Origin of the sequence: Kineococcus halophytocola, assembly GCF_041276425.1 — a bacterium.
GTDB lineage: Bacteria > Actinomycetota > Actinomycetes > Actinomycetales > Kineococcaceae > Kineococcus > Kineococcus halophytocola.
The window spans coordinates 1-18,010 of record NZ_JBGFTU010000013.1 but is presented as its reverse complement, the minus strand read 5'-3'; the positions used below and the strand labels follow the sequence as shown (position 1 = coordinate 18,010).

The window sequence follows — 18,010 nt, the reverse complement described above, 5'->3', positions numbered from 1 at the left end:
CCGGCGTGGTGCTCACGCCGTGGACGCCCCGCGCGGGGCAGGATGGGCCCATGAGGGGACGCGTGCTCGTGGTGGACGACGACACCGCGCTCGCCGAGATGCTCGGGATCGTGCTCCAGGGCGAGGGGCTGGAGACGCGGTTCTGCGCCGACGGGGACGAGGCGCTGGCGGCCTTCCGCTCCACCCGGCCCGACGTCGTGCTGCTGGACCTCATGCTGCCCGGGACCGACGGCATGGAGGTCTGCCGGCAGATCCGCGCCGAGTCCGGGGTGCCGATCGTCATGCTCACGGCCAAGAGCGACACCGTCGACGTCGTGCTGGGCCTGGAGGCCGGGGCCGACGACTACGTCGTCAAGCCGTTCAAGCCCAAGGAGCTGGTGGCCCGGGTCCGGGCCCGGCTGCGCACGGCCGGGGACCGGCCGCCGGAGACGCTGCGCATCGGCGACCTGACCATCGACGTCGCCGGCCACTCCGTCCGCCGCGACGACCGCTCGCTGCCGCTGACCCCGCTGGAGTTCGAGCTGCTGGTCACCCTGGCGCGCAAGCCCTGGCAGGCCTTCACCCGCGAACTGCTGCTGGAGCAGGTCTGGGGGTACCGGCACGCCGCCGACACCCGCCTGGTCAACGTCCACGTCCAGCGGCTGCGCTCGAAGATCGAACGCGACCCCGAGCACCCCGAGATCGTCGTCACCGTGCGCGGGGTGGGTTACCGCGCCGGACCCCTGTGAGCGCGGGCGCCTGAGCGTGGGACGGCTGCTGGCCCGCTGGCGGGCCTCCCTGCAACTGCGCGTCGTCGTCCTGACGACGATGCTGGGCCTTACCGTCGTCGTCGGGGTGGGGTCCTTCCTGCTCGACGGGATCGCCGACGGCCTCGTGGCCGAGCGGCAGGAGGTGGCGCTCGCGGACGCCGCGCGGGGCGCCCAGACCGCCCAGCAGCAGTTCGACGCGGCGACCACCACGAGCGTGGCCGAGGTCGAGCAGCTCGCCGGGGACGTCGTCTCCTCGCTGGAGGGCGCCGGCCCGGACCGGGTGCGCGGGGTCGTCCTGCTGCGCGCGGCCGACGCGCCCGACACCACGGCCAGCGGGCAGGTCGTGGTGCGCGACGTCGCCTCCGAGGGCCTCGACGCCGCCGACGTCCCGATGGCGCTGCGCCGGGCGGTGGTCTCCTCCGACGTCCAGCAGCTGCAGATCGTGGACCTGCCCGACGCCTCCGGCGCACCCAGCCTCGTCGTCGGCTCGACGGTGACGCTGCCGCGCGCGGGGGAGTACGAGCTGTACTTCGTGTACTCCCTGGCCAGCGAGGAGCAGACGGTCTCCCTGGTGCGCACCACCTTCGTCGGCGGCGGCATCGCGCTGGTCCTGCTCGTCGGCGCGGTGGCCTGGGTGGTGGCGCGCACGGTCGTGGAACCGGTGCGCGAGGCGGCCGGGACGGCCGAACGGCTCACCGGTGGGCACCTGGACGAGCGGATGCGCGTGCGCGGCACCGACGACCTGGCCCGCCTGGCCCGGGCGTTCAACGAGATGGCCGCCGGCATGCAGCAGCACATCGGGCAGCTGGAGGAGCTCTCGCGCGTGCAGCGCCGGTTCGTCTCCGACGTCAGCCACGAACTGCGCACCCCGCTGACGACGATCCGGATGGCCGGGGAGGTGCTGCACGACGCGCGCGAGGGTTTCGACCCGGCCTCGGCCCGGTCGGCCGAACTCCTGCTGACCCAGCTCGAACGGTTCGACACCCTCCTGTCGGACCTGCTGGAGATCTCCCGGTTCGACGCCGGAGCCGCTGCGCTGGAACCGGACCCGCAGGACGTGCGGGTCGTGGTGCACCGGGTCGTGGAGTTCACCTCCACCCTGGCCGACCGGCGGGGTTCGCAGGTCGTCGTCGCCGAACCGGCCGGCCCGTGCACGGCCGAGGTGGACGCCCGGCGCATCGAGCGCGTGCTGCGCAACCTCGTCGGCAACGCCGTCGAGCACGGCGAGGCGCGGCCCATCGAGGTCACCGTCGCCGCCGACGAGCACGCCGTCGCGGTGGGGGTGCGCGACCACGGGGTCGGGCTGGAGCCGCAGCAGCTGCCGCGCGTGTTCGACCGGTTCTGGCGCGCCGACCCCGCCCGGGCGCGCACGACCGGGGGCAGCGGTCTGGGGCTGGCGATCGCCCTGGAGGACACCCGGTTGCACGGCGGCTGGCTGGAGGTGTGGGGACGGCCGGGGGAGGGCTGCCACTTCGTGCTCACCGTCCCGCGGGTCGCCGGCCGCTCGCTGCGGTCCTCCCCGCTGCCGGTCGTCCCGCTGGGCTGGCGCGAACCCGTCGCCGCGCTGCCCGCCGGCCCCGGGCGCGAGGCCGGACGGGATCTGGCCGGGGACCCCTCGTGAGGCGCCGCACGGCGCTGGCGCTGGCGGGCGCGCTGGCCCTGGCCGGGTGCGGCGGGGTGCCCCGCTCCAGCGACGTCGTCAGCGGCTCGCGCATCGAGGCCGACCCCCGGGTCGGTCTGCTGCAGGTCATCCCGGACGGCCCGGCCCCCGGCGCCGGGCCGATCGACGTCGTGCGGGGCTTCCTGCGCGCGGCCGTGGCGGCCGACGACGACCACGCGGTGGCCCGGGAGTTCCTCACCGCCGCCGCCGCGCGGTCCTGGCGCGCGGACGCCTCCACGACCGTCGTGACCACCGGCCCGGACCTGTCGCTGCTCTCGCAGGGCCCGTCCGAGGCGGTGGTGTCCATCACCACGACGGCCACGGCCGTCGTCGACGCCGCCGGGCACTACGTGGAGCAACCGCCGGGGTCGACCTCGACGCGGCCGGTGCGGCTGGTGCGCGAGGAGGGCCGGTGGCGGCTGGCTGAGCCGGGCGACGGCCTCGTCCTCACCGCGGCCGACGCCTCCCGCACCCTGCGGTCCTTCCCCGTCTACTTCGTCACCGCCGGCCCCGCGCCGCAGCTGCTGGCCGACGTGCGGTGGTTCGGCTACGACTCCTCGGTCGCGACCCGCATCGTGCAGGCCCTGCTGCAGGGGCCCTCGGACTGGCTGGCCCCCGCCGTGGTCTCCGGTGCCCCGGACGGGACCTCGCTGCGGGTGGGGACGGTGCCGGTCGCCGCCGGCACCGCGACGGTGGACCTGTCCGAGCGGGCGCTGGACGCCGACCCGGCCCAGCGGGCCGTCCTGCTGGCCCAGCTGCGGGCCAGCCTGACCGGTCTGCCGGAGGTCTCCGACGTCTCGGTCGCCGTGGACGGCGCCGAGCTGACGCGCAGCGGGGTGCGGGGGGCCGACCTGCCGCGCGGAGTGGTGCCCGTCGACGCGCGCCCGGTCCTGCTGGGCCCGCAGGGGCTGTCCCGCTGGGGCCGCGCGGGGCTGGTCCCGGTGGAGGGGACGGGCCCGGGCCTGGAGGCCGGTGGCGGGGCCGCCCACCCGGCGGTCGGCCCGGACGGGACGACGTACGCGGTGCTCACCGACGACGGGCGGGTGGCCCGGACCCAGGCCGTCGGCGGGCCCCTGCAGACCGCCGTGACCGGGCGGGGCCCGCTGGTGCCGCCCGCCGTCGACCGGTTCGGGTGGGTGTGGACGGCGCCCGCGGCCGCCGGAGCGGCGCCCCTGGCCGTGCCCGGCGCCGCCCCGGAGACCCCCGCGCTGACCGTGCAGCCCCCGGCCGAGGGCCTCGGCGGCGCCCTGGTGCGGCTGCGCGTGTCCCGCGAGGGCGCGCGGGCGCTGGTGGTCGTGCGCGACCCGGCGGGCGGGGTGCACGTGCGCGTGCACGGGGTCGTGCGCGACGGGGACGGCCGGCCCCTGCGGCTGGGCGGGGGCACGGCCGACCTCGCCCCGGGGGCCGGGGACGTCCTGGACGCGGCCTGGCTCGTCGACGACGAGGTGGTCCTGCTCGTGCGCGACGGCGGGGGCCGCACCGTGCCCGTGCTCACCCGGGTCTCCGGCCCCAGCACCCGGCTGCCGGAGGTCCCGGGGGCGCTGTCGGTGGCGGGAGGCTGGTCGGACCGGGACGTCGTCGTGGGGACCGGTGAGGGCCGGGTCCTCTCGCGCAGCGGGGCCGGCTGGATCCCGGTCGCGGACGGTCGCGACCCCTCCTACCCGGGGTAGCGGCGAGCGCCGGTCCGTACCCGCCGGGACCCCCTGTGGACGGGACCCCCTGTGGACGGCGCGGCCCGCGGACGGCAGCCGCGGCGCAGGCTGTCCGGGTGCCCACCCGTCCACCCGCCCGTCCACCCCTCGCGCCGCTGGCCGCCGCCGCCGACCTGCTGTGGCCCGGGCACTGCGCCGGCTGCGCCCGGCCCGGCCCGCCCTGCTGCCCCTCCTGCGCCCGCGCCCTGCGCCGCGGGGCGGTCACCGCCCTGCCCGACGGGACGCCCGTGCACGGGTGCGCCCCGCACGAGGGCCCGGCCCGGCAGGTGCTGCTGGCGGTCAAGGAGCGCGACCGCGCCGAGGCCCGCCCCGTGCTGGCCCGCGCGCTGGCGCACCGGCTGGGTGAGCTCGTCCCGGCCGGGCCGGTCCGCCTCGTGCCCGTGCCCACCCGCCGCGCCAGCCGCCGGGCCCGCGGCGGTGACCTCGTGGCCGACCTGGCGGCGCGCACGGCGGCCCGGGCCCGGGCCGCGGGCCGCGACGCCGGGGTGGAGCGGTGCCTGGGCCTGGTGCGCGCGGTGCGGGACCAGACCGACCTGGACGCCGCCGGCCGCCGGGCCAACGTGCACGGCGCGTTCGCTCTGCGGGGCCGCGCGCCCACGGGCGCCTGCGTCGTCCTGGACGACGTCGTGACGACCACGGCGACGGCCGCGGAGGCCGTCCGGGCGTTGCGCGCAGGTGGCGTCCGGGTGGCCGGCGTGCTGACGGTGACCGTCGCGGGGGTGGACGGGGGAACGGCGCGTCCCGCCTGGGCAGCCGGGCCCCCGGGGGTCTAGCGTTGGCCCATGGCGGCCAGTGACGGAGTCTTCGGAGGCCACGCCCCGACGGGTGTCGACCCCCGTCCCCGCACCTGCCCGCCTGCTCACCGCGCCCTCCCCCCGGGGGTGGTCCGCGGCACGAGGTGACGGTCCGAGGCGGGCCGGCCCCACGTGCCGGTGCCGCCAGTCGAACGAGGGAGGCATCCCGTGGAAGTTGTGGTCACCGGACGGCACATCGACGTCAAGGAGAGGTTCCGGCGGCACGTCGAGGACAAGCTGGAGACGAAGGTCGCCCAGCTCGCGCCCCGCGCCCAGCGCATCGACGTCGAGGTTTCCCACGAGAAGAACCGCCGGCAGGCCAGCAGTTGCGAGCGGGTCGAGATCACCGTGCGCGACAAGGGGCCGGTCGTGCGCGCCGAGGCGTGCGCCGACGACCCGTACGCGGCCCTGGACCTGGCCACCACCAAGCTCCTCGAACGCCTGCGACGGGCCCGGGACCGCCGGAAGGTCCACCACGGCCGGCACCGGCCCACCTCCGTGCACCAGGCCACCGCGGGCCTGTCCGACGACGTCCTGACCGGCTCCTTCGACCCCGGCCGCCCGCTGGCCGAGCAGGTCGGCACCGCCGACGCCGACGCGGCGCCCACGCCCGCCGTCATGGCCGGGTCCACCCCGCCCACCGCCGACGCCCCGGACGCGGCCGTGCAGGACGCCTCGCCCGTGGTCATCCGCGAGAAGCGGCACGACGCCGTGCCCATGACCCTGGACCAGGCGCTGTACGAGATGGAGCTCGTCGGCCACGACTTCTACCTGTTCGTCGACGCCGCCAGCGGCTCCCCGAGCGTGGTCTACCGCCGTCGCGGCTGGGACTACGGGGTCATCCACCTCGACGTCCAGGACGCCCCGCGCGAGGCCGGGGCCGACGGGCGCGCGACCTCCGACGCCGCGCTGACGGCCGCGGTCGCGGCGGCGGTGCGCTGACCGGGGCCCCCGACCCGGCGGGCGCCACCCCCGGCAGGGGGTGGCGCCCGTCGTCGTCCGTGCCAAGATCGTCCTCACGTCGGCCACGACCAGGGGAGGGGGCGCCGTGAACGAGGCGGTCCGGATCGTCGTCGTCGACGACCACTCGCTGTTCCGCCGGGGCCTGCGGATGGTCCTGTCCGTCGAGGACGACCTCGACGTCGTGGGGGAGGCCTCCGACGGGGCCGAGGCGCTCGAGCGCGTGGAGGAACTGCTGCCCGACGTCGTCCTCATGGACGTGTGGATGCCGCGCCGCTCCGGGATCGACGCCTGCGCCCAGATCAAGGCCGTCGCGCCCTCGACGAAGATCCTCATGCTGACCTCCTCGGAGGAGGAGGACGACCTGTTCGGCGCCGTCCGGGCCGGGGCGAACGGCTACCTGCTCAAGGACGTGCCGGCCGAGGAGGTCGCCGACGCCGTCCGGGCGGTCGTCAGCGGGCAGTCGCTCATCACGCCCAAGATGGCCGGGCTGCTGCTGGGGGAGTTCAACGCCCTGCGCCGGCGCGACGAGGAGCGCACCCTCGGTCTGCCCGGCGCCCCGCGGCTGTCCCCGCGCGAGCTGGAGGTCCTGCGGCTGCTGGCCCGCGGCCTGCCCAACCGCGAGATCGCCGGCCGGCTCGGCATCAGCGAGAACACCGTGAAGAACCACGTCCGCAACCTCCTGGAGAAGCTGCAGCTGCACTCGCGCATGGAGGCCGTCGTCTACGCCGTGCGCGAGAAGATCGTCGAACTGTCGTGACGCCCCCGGTCGAGGAGATCTCGGCCCGCCAGGCCCGCCGCGCGGCGCTCGCGGCCTCCGGGTTCAGCCGGCGCCGGCCCGCGACGGTGACGGCCGCGCACGTCGGGCGCGTCGTGGACCGCCTCGGCGTCGTCCAGATCGACAGCGTCAACGTGCTGTGCCGCAGCCACTACCTGCCCTTCTTCAGCCGGCTCGGGCCGTACCCGACCGAGCTCGTCGACCGCGCCGCCCACCGCGCCCCGCGCCGGCTGGTGGAGTACTGGGCGCACGAGGCGTCCTACGTCGCCCCCGCCACCCACCGGCTCCTGCGCTGGCGCATGGAGCGCGCGGCCTCCGACGCCTGGGGCAGCGTGCGCAGCATCGCCCACGAGCGCCCGGACCTGCTCGGGGCGCTCGAGGAGCACGTCACCGCCCACGGGCCCGCCACGGCCCGGCAGCTGGAGGCGGCCCTCAGCCCGGGCGCGGCCCGTCCCACGGACCACTGGGGCTGGAACTGGTCGGACGTCAAGCGCGCCTGCGAGCACCTGTTCTTCGCCGGCCGGCTCTCGGCGGCGGGCCGCACCCCGCAGTTCGAGCGCCGCTACGACCTCACCGGCCGCGTCCTGCCGCCGGCGGTGCGCGAGGCGCCCGACCCCGACCCGGCCGAGGCCGTCCGCGAGCTCGTCGCGATCGCCGCCCGGGCGAACGGCGTCGCGACCGTCGCCACCCTGCGCGACCACTTCCGGCTGGCCCCGGGACCGGCGCGCCGGGCCGTCGCCGAGCTCGTCGAGGACGGCCGCCTCGAACCGGTCCGGGTGCGCGGCTGGGCCGCCCACCGGCCCGCCTACCGCTGGGCCGGGGCTCGCGCCCCGCGCGTGGACGCCCGGGCCCTGCTGACCCCCTTCGACCCGCTGGTCTGGCACCGCCCGCGCACCGAGGAGGTCTTCGGCGTCGGCCTCCGGCTGGAGTTCTACGTCCCGCGCGAGCAGCGCGTGCACGGCTACTACGTCACGCCCTTCCTCCTCGGGGAGGACCTCGTGGCCCGCGTCGACCTCAAGGCCGACCGCCGCGGCGGCGTCCTGCGGGTCGAGGGGGCCTACGCCGAACCCGCGGCCCCGGCGCGCACCGCGGCCGAGCTGGCCGCCGAGCTGCGCGACCTGGCCTCCTGGCAGGGGCTGGACGACGTCCTGGTCGCCGGTCGCGGCGACCTGGCACCGGCCCTGAGCGCGGCGGTCGCCTCGAACGGGTGAGCCGGCCCCCACCGACCTCAACATCCCCACCCCTCCCGCCGACACAGCGGAGGTGGACCTCGCCGCCCTCCCCGCCGACCAGGTCGAGCACGCTGCCGGCCTGCTCGAGCACGTGCTCGCCGAGCTGTCGGCCGGCACGAGCGAGCGCGACGTCCTGAGCCGGGCCGCCGGGCTGGTCGCCGACCTCGTCGACGCCGACGTCGTCGCCGTGTGCGAGGGCCCCCACGTGCACGGCGGGGTCGGTCTCGGCCAGCGGTTCCTGCCCGAGCGCGGCCTGGCCCGCGTCGTGCGCGACGGCGGGGGGTCCTTCGCCGTCCCGGGCCTGGGCCGGGTCCGGACCAGCGTCGTGGAGGTCCCGGGCCTGTCCGGCGTCCACCTCGTCGTCGGCCGGGGGCAGGACTCCGGCGACCCGCGGGAGGGCTTGGCCGCCGTCCGCCTGGTGGGCCGGGCCCTGGGCCTGGTCGTGCTCGGCCGGCACGGCCGCGAGCGCGAGCGCTGGCACCGCCAGCAGGGCGCCCAGGGGGCCGCCGAGCGCACCCGGCTGCAGCAGGCGCTGCGCCAGCGCGAGCAGGTCCTGACGACCTCGGTCCGCTTCCAGCGCGCTGTCTCCAGCCGCCGGCCGCTGCCGGAGCTGCTCGTCCAGATCGCCGCCAGCTCCTCCGACCTCATGGACGGGCGGGCCGTCACCCTCGTCCTGGCCGACCCGCGCTCGCAGATGCGGATGCGCGTCGTGGCCGCCGTGGGTGAACCCGTGCTCGACCCGCAGCTGGCCCTGGCCGCCGCGAACGCGCTCGGCGGCTTCGGCGTCGCCGTCGGCGACGAGCAGACCCCCGCGGCCGCGGCCGTCCACATCAACGGCCGCAGCGTGGGCGCCCTCGTCCTGGACACCCGCGCCAGCGGGCCGCTGGACCCGGTGGGAGCCACCGTCCTGCGGGCCTTCGCCGAGCACGCGAGCATGGCGCTGAGCCACGCCGACACCGTCCGCGCCGTCGAGGCCGCCTCCTCGGACTCCCTGACCAACCTGCCGAACCGGGCGACCCTGCTGCGCCAGCTCGAGGTGGCGCTGCGCGTCACCGAGTCCGACGGCCTGGGCACGGCCGTCCTGTTCGTCGACCTCAACGGGTTCAAGCAGGTCAACGACTCCCTCGGGCACGCCGCCGGCGACGAGGTGCTGACCCGGGTGGCCCGCCGGTTGCGGCGCTGCCTGCGCGGGGACGACGTCGCCGCCCGCCTGGGCGGGGACGAGTTCGCCCTCGTCGTGCGCGACGTCGACCCCGCCCGGGCCGCCCAGCGCATCGCCGCCCGCGTCCAGGCCGACGTCGCCCTGCCCCTGGAGACGCACGGCACGACCGTGCGGGTGGGGGCCAGCATCGGCATCGCCCTGGCCGAGGAGGGCGTGGGCGCCGCCGAGCTGCTGCGCCGGGCCGACAGCGCCATGTACATGGCCAAGGCCGAGTCGCACGCGAACGGCCCGGCAGTGGCGGCCGGCGCCGTGCCCGGGGGCGTGGTCGTGTTCGAGGCGGACATGCACGACGCCGACCGGCTGCGCCGCCAGCTCGAGCACGACCTGCTGCGCGCGGTGCAGGAGCAGGAGTTCGAGCTGGCCTACCAGCCCATCGTCCGGCTCGCCGACGGTGCCGTGGTCGGGGTCGAGGCGCTGCTGCGCTGGCGGCACCGCACCCGGGGGCTGCTGGAGCCGGGGGCCTTCCTCGCCGGCGCCGAGCGGTCCCCGGCCGTGGAGGAGCTGTGGCGCTGGGTGCTGCGCACGGCCTGCGCGCAGGCGGTCGGCTGGCGCCGGCAGGTCCCGGACCTGTCGGTCACGGTGAACCTGTCCGCCGCCCACGTCATGACCCGCGGCGCGGCCGAGGACGTGCGCGCGGCGCTGACCGCCGCGGGGCTGGACCCCACGGCCCTCGTGCTGGACGTGCCCGCCGAGCTGCTGGGGGAGGACCCCGACGTGCTCACCGCCCGCCTGAAGAAGCTGCGCGCGACGGGGGCGCGGATCCTGCTGGACGACTTCGCCACCCTCGACCCCGGCCGGCCCGGCGTCCTGGCCGGGCACTCCCTGGCCCCGCTGCGCCAGCTGCCCGTCGACGGCGTCAAGCTCGACCGCACGCTGGTCGCCGAGATCGACGGGCCCGACGGGGTCGACGCGCTCGCCGCCGTCCGGACGCTGTGCGAGCTCGGCGCCGCCCTCGACCTGGGGGTCGTGGCCGAGGGGGTCGAGCGCACCGAGCAGGCCGTGCTGCTGAGCGAGGCCGGCTGCTCGCTGGCCCAGGGGGTCCTGCTGGGGTCCCCGCGCCCGGTGGCCGAGCTGGGCCCGGAGCTGGCCGCGGCCGAGCTGGGCCCGGTGGAGCCGACCGCCGCGGTGCCGGCGCTGGCCGACCTCGTGGAGTTCACCGACGGCGAGGGCGCGGCGCAGGACCCGCTGGACCCCGTGGCGCTGTTCGCCCGCGAGTTCGGCCCGGCGCCGGTGCCCCGCGACGGGGCCGTGCCGGTCCCGCCCGCGGCCCCGCCCACCCCGGCCCGGGGCACCGGTCCCGTGCCCGTCCCCATCGACGGGGTGCGTCCGAACGACCTGCGGCGGATGCTCGACCAGTCGCGCTGAGCCACCGTCGTTGTCGTCCGGGTCACGGCGAGTCCCCGTCCCCCCGCGCTGCGCCGCTAGAGTGACGGGGTGCCAGCGATCGTCGAAAAGGTCCTCCGCGCCGGTGAGGGCCGCGTCGTCAAGCGCCTGCACCGCATCGCGGAGCAGGTGAACGCCCTCGAAGCCGACTTCGAGGCGATGAGCGACGCGGAGCTGCGGGGCGAGACCGACCGCTTCAAGGAGCGTCTCGCCGACGGCGAGACGCTCGACGACCTGCTCCCGGAGGCCTTCGCCGTCGTCCGCGAGGCGGCCCGGCGCACGCTGGGGCAGCGCCACTTCGACGTGCAGCTCATGGGGGGTGCGGCCCTGCACCAGGGCAACATCGCCGAGATGCGCACCGGCGAGGGCAAGACGCTCGTGGCGACGCTGCCGGCGTACCTCAACGCCCTCACCGGCAAGGGCGTGCACGTCATCACGGTCAACGACTTCCTCGCCGAGTACCAGTCCGACCTCATGGGCCGGGTGTTCCGCTTCCTGGGGATGACGAGCTCGTGCATCCTGTCGCGGATGCGCCCGGACGAGCGGCGCGAGGCCTACGCGGCCGACGTCACCTACGGCACGAACAACGAGTTCGGCTTCGACTACCTGCGCGACAACATGGCCTGGGACGTCTCGGAGATGGTCCAGCGCGGCCACCACTTCGCCGTCATCGACGAGGTCGACTCCATCCTCATCGACGAGGCCCGCACGCCGCTGATCATCTCCGGCCCCTCCGACGCGCCCACGAAGTGGTACACGGAGTTCGCCAAGATCGTCCGGCGCCTGAGCATCGACGTCGACTACGAGGTCGACGAGAAGAAGCGCACGATCGGCATCCTCGAGGCCGGCATCGCCAAGGTCGAGGACCTGCTCGGCATCGAGAACCTCTACGAGAGCGTGAACACCCCCCTCATCGGGTTCCTCAACAACGCGGTCAAGGCCAAGGAGCTGTTCAAGCGGGACAAGGACTACGTCGTGTCCCCCAACGGCGAGGTCCTCATCGTCGACGAGCACACCGGCCGCATCCTGGCCGGCCGCCGCTACAACGAGGGCATGCACCAGGCCATCGAGGCCAAGGAGGGCGTGCCGATCCAGAACGAGAACCAGACGCTCGCCACGATCACCCTGCAGAACTTCTTCCGGATGTACGACAAGCTCTCGGGGATGACCGGTACGGCCATGACCGAGGCCGCCGAGTTCCAGCAGACGTACCAGCTCGGTGTCGTGCCGATCCCCACGAACCGCCCGGCCGTGCGCATGGACCAGCCCGACCTGGTCTACAAGAACGAGCAGGCCAAGTTCGCCGCCGTCGTGGAGGACATCGCCGAGCACCACGCCGCCGGGCAGCCGGTCCTCGTGGGCACGACGAGCGTGGAGAAGAGCGAGTACCTGTCCAACCTGCTGACCAAGGCCGGTGTCGAGCACACCGTCCTGAACGCCAAGCAGCACGAGCGCGAGGCCTCCATCGTCGCCCAGGCCGGGCGCCGGGGGTCGGTCACGGTCGCGACGAACATGGCCGGCCGCGGGACGGACATCATGCTCGGCGGCAACGCCGAGTTCCTCGCCGTGGCGGCGATGAAGGACAAGGGCCTGGACCCCGACGAGGCGCCGGAGGCGTACGAGGCGGCCTGGCCGGAGGTCCTGGAGCAGGCCCACGCCTCGGTGAAGGCCGAGCACGACGAGGTCCGCGACCTCGGCGGTCTCTACGTGCTGGGCACCGAGCGCCACGAGTCGCGCCGCATCGACAACCAGTTGCGCGGACGGTCGGGCCGCCAGGGCGACCCGGGGGAGTCCCGGTTCTACCTCTCCCTCACCGACGACCTCATGCGCCTGTTCAACGCCGCGCTGGTGGAGAGCTTCCTGACCCGCACGGGCATCCCCGAGGACGTCCCGATCGAGTCGAAGATGGTCTCCCGCGCCATCCAGAGCGCCCAGGGCCAGGTCGAGGGTCGCAACTTCGAGATCCGCAAGAACGTCCTGAAGTACGACGACGTCCTGAACCGCCAGCGCGAGGTCATCTACACCGAGCGCCGCAAGGTGCTCGAGGGCGAGGACCTGCACGTGCAGATCCGCCACTTCATCGACGACGTCGTGACGGCGTACGTCTCCGAGGCCACGGCCCGCGGGTTCGGCGAGGACTGGGACCTGGACGAGCTGTTCACCGCGCTGCGCAGCCTGTACCCGGTCTCCATCACCCCCGAGGAGGTCGTCGAGGCCGCCGGCGGGCGCGGGAACCTCACAGTGGAACGCCTGGTGGAGGAGATGCGCGGCGACGCCCAGGCCTGCTACGACGCCCGCGAGGAGGAGCTGGGCGCGAGCGCCCTGCGCGACCTGGAACGTCGCGTCGTGCTGTCGGTCCTGGACCGCAAGTGGCGCGAGCACCTCTACGAGATGGACTACCTGCAGGAGGGCATCGGCCTGCGGGCCATGGCCCAGCGCGACCCGCTGGTGGAGTACCAGCGGGAGGGGTACCAGCTCTTCGGTGCGATGACCGACGCCATCAAGGAGGAGTCGGTCGGGTACCTGTTCTCCCTGCAGGTCCAGCCCGCCGCCCAGGCCGGGGCCGCCGCCACGCCCCCCGGGTTCGGCGCCCCGCCGGTCCGCCAGCAGCTGCAGTACTCCGCCCCCACGGCCGAGGGCGACGTCGAGGTGCACGCCGGGGACGCCCAGGCGACCGAGGCCGCCACGGGCAACCGCGCCCAGCGCCGCGCCACCGAGCGCGCCCAGCGCGAGGCCTGAGCCCGCCCGGGCGGGTCAGCGCATCTCGAGCGCGGTGACCCGCCAGCGGTCCCCGGAGCGGTCGGTGCAGCGTTCCACGCGCAGCGCCGCCGCCCGGACGCGGTCGCCGTCGCGCAGCACCGCCCCCACCTCGGCGACGCCCTCACCGGGGAAGGACACCCGCAGCGAGGACACGTGCGCGGCCCGCACGGCCCCGCGCGCCGCGGGCCGGGTGCGCGAGCGCAGCCGGGCCTGCACGGCCGCCTTGCGCTGGACGCCGCTGTAGATGTCGGCGCTGGACCAGCGCAGCAGCTGTTGCGTGGGGCGCTGCCCCGACAGGACCTCCAGCAGGGTCACGAGGTACCGCTTCGTCCAGCCCGTGACCTCCGGCAGCTCCGCCGGCGGCAGCAGCCGCACGTCGCGCAGGTCGAGCTCGAGGACGCCCTGGTCGGGGCTGAGGTGGGTGAGCACCGGGCCCTCGGCCCCGTGGGCGTCCTCGTCGTCGAGGTAGCGGGGCAGCCGGCTGGCGGTGGCGGTGCTGGTCACGGGTCGTCTCCTCGGCGGGTCGGGGCCGCGCGACGGGCGTCGCGGGGCGGCGGTGCGGGTGGTGCGGGGGATCTCAGTGGTGACGTGGTGGTGGCGGGGTGGGGTGGTGGCGTGGTGGTGGCGGGGTGGTTCAGGGCAGTCGCAGGACCTGACCGGGCAGGAGACGGTCCGGGTCCTGCCCGATGACGTCGGCGTTGGCCGCATAGAGGCGGTGCTGCTCGGCCAGGACCTCGGCCCCGGTCGCGCCGGGGCCGAGCCGGTGCGCGGCCAGCGACCACAGGCTGTCGCCGCGCAGCACCACGACCTCGCCGGTCCCGGACGGGACGGGGCGGGCCTGCGCCGCCGGGCGCGGGGCCGGCGGTGCGTCGGGGCGGGTGGGCCCGGTGACCGGCCACCCGGGATCGACGGTGGCGGTGGCGGCGGTGGCCCAGCCGACCTCCGGCACGCCCGGCGCGGCGGCCTGGGCGGACAGGGCCGCCGAGCCCAGGACGAGCCCGACGCCGAGCGTGGCCAGCCGGCGCACGAGGGCCGGCACCCCGGGGGTCAGCCGGACGGTGCGGCGCGGGGAGCGCCGGACCCGCACCTCGTCGACGACCGCGACGAGGAGGCTCAGCGCCAGCCACGCCGCCACCGCGATCCCGACGACGGCGCAGACGGCGACGACGACCTGGGCGGGGTCCTGGGTCCCGAGGGACGGAGGGCGCACGGGGTGACTCCTGGGGGCTCGTACGGCCGTTGGGTGCCGTTTGGTGTCGTTTGGTGGCGCATGTCTACCGAGCCCTCGGGGGACCGACCAGGGAACGGCCGGCGGTGCGCCCGATCGGAGGGCACCGGCTGACGCAGCGTCAGGCGGGGTGACGGTGCCGCGCGGTGGGCCGGGTGCGCTCGTAGCGTGCAGGGGTGCGGTGGGAGGAGCTGTTCGACGACCTGGAGGGCCAGGTCGAGCACGCCGTGCGCCAGGACCTCGCCGCGGAGGTGGCCGACCGGACGCGGCGCGAGCAGGCCACGGTCTCCCTCGCCGACCGCGCGCGGGCGGCCCGGGGGCCGTTGACCTGGTCGCTGCGGGACGGGTCGACGCTCGTGGGATCGGTCCACGGCGCGGGCCCGGGGTGGTTCCTGCTGACGTCGGACCGGGGCGCGCAGGTGCTCCTGGCGGCCGACGCCGTCGTCGCGGTGCGGGGGCTGCCGGGCTGGAGCGCGCCGCCGCTGGGCGCGGTCGCGGCCCGGCGGACGTTCCTCGTGGCGCTGCGGGCGCTCGGGGACGCCGGCGTCCGCGTGCGGGTGGTGACCGCGACGGGCACCCACGGCGGTCGTCTCGGGCGCGTCGGGGCCGACCACCTCGACCTCGTGCCCGGGGACGGTCCGGACGTGGGCGTGGGCGCGGAGGCGGTCACGGTGCCCTTCGGCGCCGTGCTGGCGGTCTGGGAGGTCCCGTGAGGAGCCGTGGACCGGGCCCCCTGGCGGGCTCCCTGGCGGGCCCTCTGGCGCCTCGCGCGGGTCAGGCGGTGGGCTGGTCCTCGCCGCCGGCGAGCACGATCTCCCGCGTCTGCGCGTACATGCGCTGGATGTAGTCCTCCAGCTCGCTGTCCTCCACGCGCCACTGGCCGCGGCCGCCCACCTTGATGGCGCGCAGCTCACCCGTCCGGACCAGCGCGTAGGCCTGGGCCGAGGAGATCGCGAGCGTCTCGGCGACGTCCGCGAGCGGGAGGAATCGAGCAGTCACGCGGGGCTCTCCTGAGCACTCGGGGGGCACTGTCGGGCACGGGACCCGGCGGTGTCCGCATCCTGCCACGACGTCACCCGGACGCCGCTGACCCGATCGGGTGCCCTGTGGACGACCGCCGGCCCCGGCGGTCGCGGCGGCGCACCATGGCTGCGGACGACTCAGTGCGGAGCGGGCGGGACCGAGGCAGGGGTGGACGGGTGCGGACAGCGGTGGGACCGGTGCGGGGGCGCGACGTCGCGCAGGCGACGGGGCGGCCGGGGGCGGCGACCCGCCGGGTGGGCGCCCCGTCGTGGCGGGACCCGCGGCTGCTGGTGGGTCTGCTCCTGGTGACCGGCAGCGTGGTGCTGGGCAGCGTCGTCGTCGGACGGGCGCAGGGCACGACCGCGGTCTGGGGCCTGGCCCACGCGGTGGGGGCGGGGCAGACCCTGACCGCCTCCGACCTCACCGTCGTGCAGGTGCGCCTGGACCCCGCCACGGCCGGGCGCTACGTGCCGGCCGACGTCCCGGCGGGTTCCGTCGCGGGGGAGGGGGTCGTCGCGCTGCGCGGGCTCGGAGCCGGTGAGCTGCTGCCGCGCGCCTCGGTCGGCGCGGCCGACGACCTCACCGCCCGGCCCGTCACCGTCCCCGTGGAGGGGGCCGTCCCGCCCGGGGTGGCGGTCGGGTCCCTCGTCGACCTGTGGGTCGTCCCGGCGGGCACCGACGGCGTCGTGACGGTGGACGGGGCGGACACCGCCCCCGCGGCCCCGGAGCGGCTCGTGGCCGCGGCGGAGGTCTCCGCCGTCGTCACCGGCGGGGGAGCGCTCGCGACCCGGGCCGGCGCCGACGTCCAGGTCGTCGTGCCGCAGGACGTCCTGCCGGCCGTCCTGCGGGCGGGTGGTTCCGGGGACGACCTCGTCCTGGTGCCCGTGCCGGGCGGCGCCGGCGGTGGGTCGTGACGCTGCCCGTCCTGCTCGCCGTGCCGGGGCCGGCCGAGGCGCGGCTGCTCACCGGGTGGGAGCCGCTGCGGCGCGAGGTCGTGGTCGTGCGGCGCTGCGCCGACGTCGCGGACGTCCTGGCCGCGGTGGGGGCCGGACTGGCCCGCGCGGTCGTCCTCGGGGCCGACCTGCCCGGGTGCGACAGCGAGACCGTGGCGGACCTGGGCCGCCGCGGGGTCGGGCTGGTGGTCCTGCTGCCCGCCGGTGCCCCGGGGGAGGACGCGGAACGCCGCTGGCGGGGGCTGGGGGCCGGGCGGTTCGCGGTGGAGGACCAGGCTCCCGGTGAGGTGGCGCGGGAGGTCCTGGCCGCCGCCGCGGCCCAGGAGACCGCGTCCTCGCAGCCCCCCGCGCCGCAGGACCTCCCCGCAGTCGGTGCCCCCGGACGCACCCTGGCCGTCTGGGGCCCGCACGGCTCGTGCGGCCGGACGACGATCGCGGTCAACGTCGCCGCCGAGCTGGCCGCGGCCGGCCGCAGCGTCCTGCTGGTCGACGCCGACACCCGCGCGGCCTCCGTCGGGCAGGCGCTGGGGATCCTGGACGACGCGCCGTCGCTGCTGGCCTGCGTGCGCGCCGCCGCCGACGGCCGGTTCGACGCGACGGTGCTGGCCGCCCGCGCCGCTTGCGTGGGCGAAGGGGTGGACGTCCTGACCGGTGCCCCCGACGGCGCCCGGTGGGGCGAGCTGCGGCCCGCCGCGCTGCGCCGGGTCCTGGAGGTCGGTGCGCTCACCCACGACTGGACGGTCCTGGACCTGCCGGGGGGCAGCGACGACCTGGCCGAGGAGTCCGGCCGGGACGCGGTGCTGGCGACGGTCCTGGGGGTGGCGGACGTCGTGCTCGTCGTGGGGGCGGCCGACCCGGTCGGTCTGCAGCGGCTGGCCCGCACGTGGTTGCGCCTGCCAGACCTGGCGCCCGACGCGGTCGTCGTGCCCGTGGTGAACCGGGTGCGCGCAGCCGCCGTGGGCGCGCCGCCCGAGCGGCGCGTACGCGACCTGCTGCGTCGCGCCGTGGGGATCGAGGACGTCCGCACGGTTCCGCAGGACACGGCCGTCGACGAGGCGCTCCTGGCCGGGCGCACCCTCCTGGAGCACGCCGCCCGGTCCTCGGCGCGGACCGTGCTGCGGGGTCTGGCCGCCCACGTCGAGGACGTCGCGGACGCACCGGAGCCCCTGCCGGAGCAGGACCCGACGACGGGATTTGACCCGCTGCTGGCCCGCAGTTAACGTAGTTGTCACACCCCAGCGGGGAGGAACGGACGGGACACCGGCCGGTCCCCGCAGGTGTTCGGGACCTCCCCACCACAGCAGTGAGACGGAAGCACTCAGGTGCGCCCGCTCGGTGCCGATGAACCAGGAGCGTCCCGGCCGGGTCGAAGAACCCGGTAAGCTGGACGAAGTCCGCAGACACGGAGCCGCGAAAGCGGCCGAGAGTCGTGCGTCCGGTTCTTGAGAACTCAACAGTGCGCTAGAAAAATGTTGATGCCAATGCATTAACCCCCAATGGTCTCCACTCCTGTGTGGGTGGGGATCGGGGTTCCTTTGGGATCTACCCCCGTGCCG

Annotated in this window: 15 protein-coding genes; 12 read left to right on the top strand and 3 right to left on the bottom strand. The window is 76.4% G+C overall.

The genetic code is table 11. The features are described 5' to 3' along the window. Nucleotides 1–50: 50 nt before the first annotated feature. The 9 genes from mtrA to secA all read left to right on the top strand — a co-directional run bounded on the left by mtrA (nucleotide 51) and on the right by secA (nucleotide 13,229). The gene (mtrA, locus tag AB2L27_RS12385) at nucleotides 51–728 is read left to right on the top strand and encodes an MtrAB system response regulator MtrA (RefSeq protein WP_370441780.1); all 678 of its coding nucleotides are present in this window, start codon (nucleotides 51–53) and stop codon (nucleotides 726–728) included. Nucleotides 729–744: 16 nt separating this feature from the next. Further along, a complete protein-coding gene (gene mtrB / locus AB2L27_RS12380; RefSeq protein WP_370441779.1) occupies nucleotides 745–2,370 on the top strand; it encodes an MtrAB system histidine kinase MtrB in 1,626 nt (541 codons plus the stop codon). Then, nucleotides 2,367–4,079, top strand: coding sequence for an LpqB family beta-propeller domain-containing protein (locus AB2L27_RS12375; RefSeq protein ID WP_370441778.1), 1,713 nt, complete (start codon nucleotides 2,367–2,369; stop codon nucleotides 4,077–4,079). The genes mtrB and AB2L27_RS12375 overlap by 4 nt, the downstream gene beginning before the upstream one ends. 98 nt (nucleotides 4,080–4,177) lie before the next feature. Beyond that, nucleotides 4,178–4,894: a ComF family protein gene (locus AB2L27_RS12370; protein WP_370441777.1), complete on the top strand. Its 717-nt coding sequence runs from the start codon at nucleotides 4,178–4,180 to the stop codon at nucleotides 4,892–4,894. 189 nt (nucleotides 4,895–5,083) lie between these two features. Beyond that, a complete protein-coding gene (gene hpf / locus AB2L27_RS12365) occupies nucleotides 5,084–5,857 on the top strand; it encodes a ribosome hibernation-promoting factor, HPF/YfiA family (protein ID WP_370441776.1) in 774 nt (257 codons plus the stop codon). Nucleotides 5,858–5,924: 67 nt separating this feature from the next. After that, nucleotides 5,925–6,635 (top strand): response regulator, encoded by a 711-nt coding sequence (locus tag AB2L27_RS12360; protein WP_370441873.1) that lies wholly within the window; start codon nucleotides 5,925–5,927, stop codon nucleotides 6,633–6,635. Continuing rightward, the gene (locus AB2L27_RS12355) at nucleotides 6,632–7,864 is read left to right on the top strand and encodes a winged helix-turn-helix domain-containing protein (RefSeq protein WP_370441775.1); all 1,233 of its coding nucleotides are present in this window, start codon (nucleotides 6,632–6,634) and stop codon (nucleotides 7,862–7,864) included. Before AB2L27_RS12360 ends, AB2L27_RS12355 begins: the two co-directional genes overlap by 4 nt. Nucleotides 7,865–7,916: 52 nt before the next feature. Beyond that, nucleotides 7,917–10,472, top strand: coding sequence for a putative bifunctional diguanylate cyclase/phosphodiesterase (locus AB2L27_RS12350; protein ID WP_370441774.1), 2,556 nt, complete (start codon nucleotides 7,917–7,919; stop codon nucleotides 10,470–10,472). A 69-nt stretch (nucleotides 10,473–10,541) separates the two neighbouring features. Continuing rightward, on the top strand, nucleotides 10,542–13,229 hold the full coding sequence (secA, locus tag AB2L27_RS12345; protein WP_370441773.1) for a preprotein translocase subunit SecA: 2,688 nt from the start codon (nucleotides 10,542–10,544) through the stop codon (nucleotides 13,227–13,229). A 15-nt stretch (nucleotides 13,230–13,244) separates the two neighbouring features. Here secA and AB2L27_RS12340 read toward each other — a convergent pair whose 3' ends face one another. Both AB2L27_RS12340 and AB2L27_RS12335 read right to left on the bottom strand, forming a co-directional pair. Beyond that, on the bottom strand, nucleotides 13,245–13,754 hold the full coding sequence (locus AB2L27_RS12340; protein ID WP_370441772.1) for an Rv3235 family protein: 510 nt from the start codon (nucleotides 13,752–13,754) through the stop codon (nucleotides 13,245–13,247). A 130-nt stretch (nucleotides 13,755–13,884) separates the two neighbouring features. Then, entirely contained in the window at nucleotides 13,885–14,460 is a 576-nt protein-coding gene (locus tag AB2L27_RS12335; RefSeq protein WP_370441771.1) for a LysM peptidoglycan-binding domain-containing protein, read from the bottom strand. A gap of 194 nt (nucleotides 14,461–14,654) precedes the next feature. Here AB2L27_RS12335 and AB2L27_RS12330 point away from each other — a divergent pair, with 194 nt between their 5' ends. Further along, the gene (locus AB2L27_RS12330) at nucleotides 14,655–15,191 is read left to right on the top strand and encodes a hypothetical protein (RefSeq protein WP_370441770.1); all 537 of its coding nucleotides are present in this window, start codon (nucleotides 14,655–14,657) and stop codon (nucleotides 15,189–15,191) included. A 61-nt stretch (nucleotides 15,192–15,252) separates the two neighbouring features. Here the strand turns inward: AB2L27_RS12330 and AB2L27_RS12325 are convergent, their stop codons facing one another. Then, on the bottom strand, nucleotides 15,253–15,477 hold the full coding sequence (locus AB2L27_RS12325; RefSeq protein WP_370441769.1) for a helix-turn-helix transcriptional regulator: 225 nt from the start codon (nucleotides 15,475–15,477) through the stop codon (nucleotides 15,253–15,255). A 200-nt stretch (nucleotides 15,478–15,677) separates the two neighbouring features. Between AB2L27_RS12325 and AB2L27_RS12320 the strand changes: the two genes are divergently transcribed. Together AB2L27_RS12320 and AB2L27_RS12315 are read left to right on the top strand one after the other, a co-directional pair. Then, entirely contained in the window at nucleotides 15,678–16,415 is a 738-nt protein-coding gene (locus AB2L27_RS12320; RefSeq protein ID WP_370441768.1) for a hypothetical protein, read from the top strand. Continuing rightward, complete coding sequence (locus AB2L27_RS12315) at nucleotides 16,412–17,674, top strand: AAA family ATPase (protein ID WP_370441767.1); 1,263 nt, start codon at nucleotides 16,412–16,414, stop codon at nucleotides 17,672–17,674. Before AB2L27_RS12320 ends, AB2L27_RS12315 begins: the two co-directional genes overlap by 4 nt. Nucleotides 17,675–18,010 lie beyond the last annotated feature (336 nt).

Bases quoted from the DNA above. Each gene is read 5' to 3' on its own strand.
- mtrA (WP_370441780.1), top strand. From the start codon at position 51: ATGAGGGGACGCGTGCTCGTGGTGGACGACGACACCGCGCTCGCCGAG.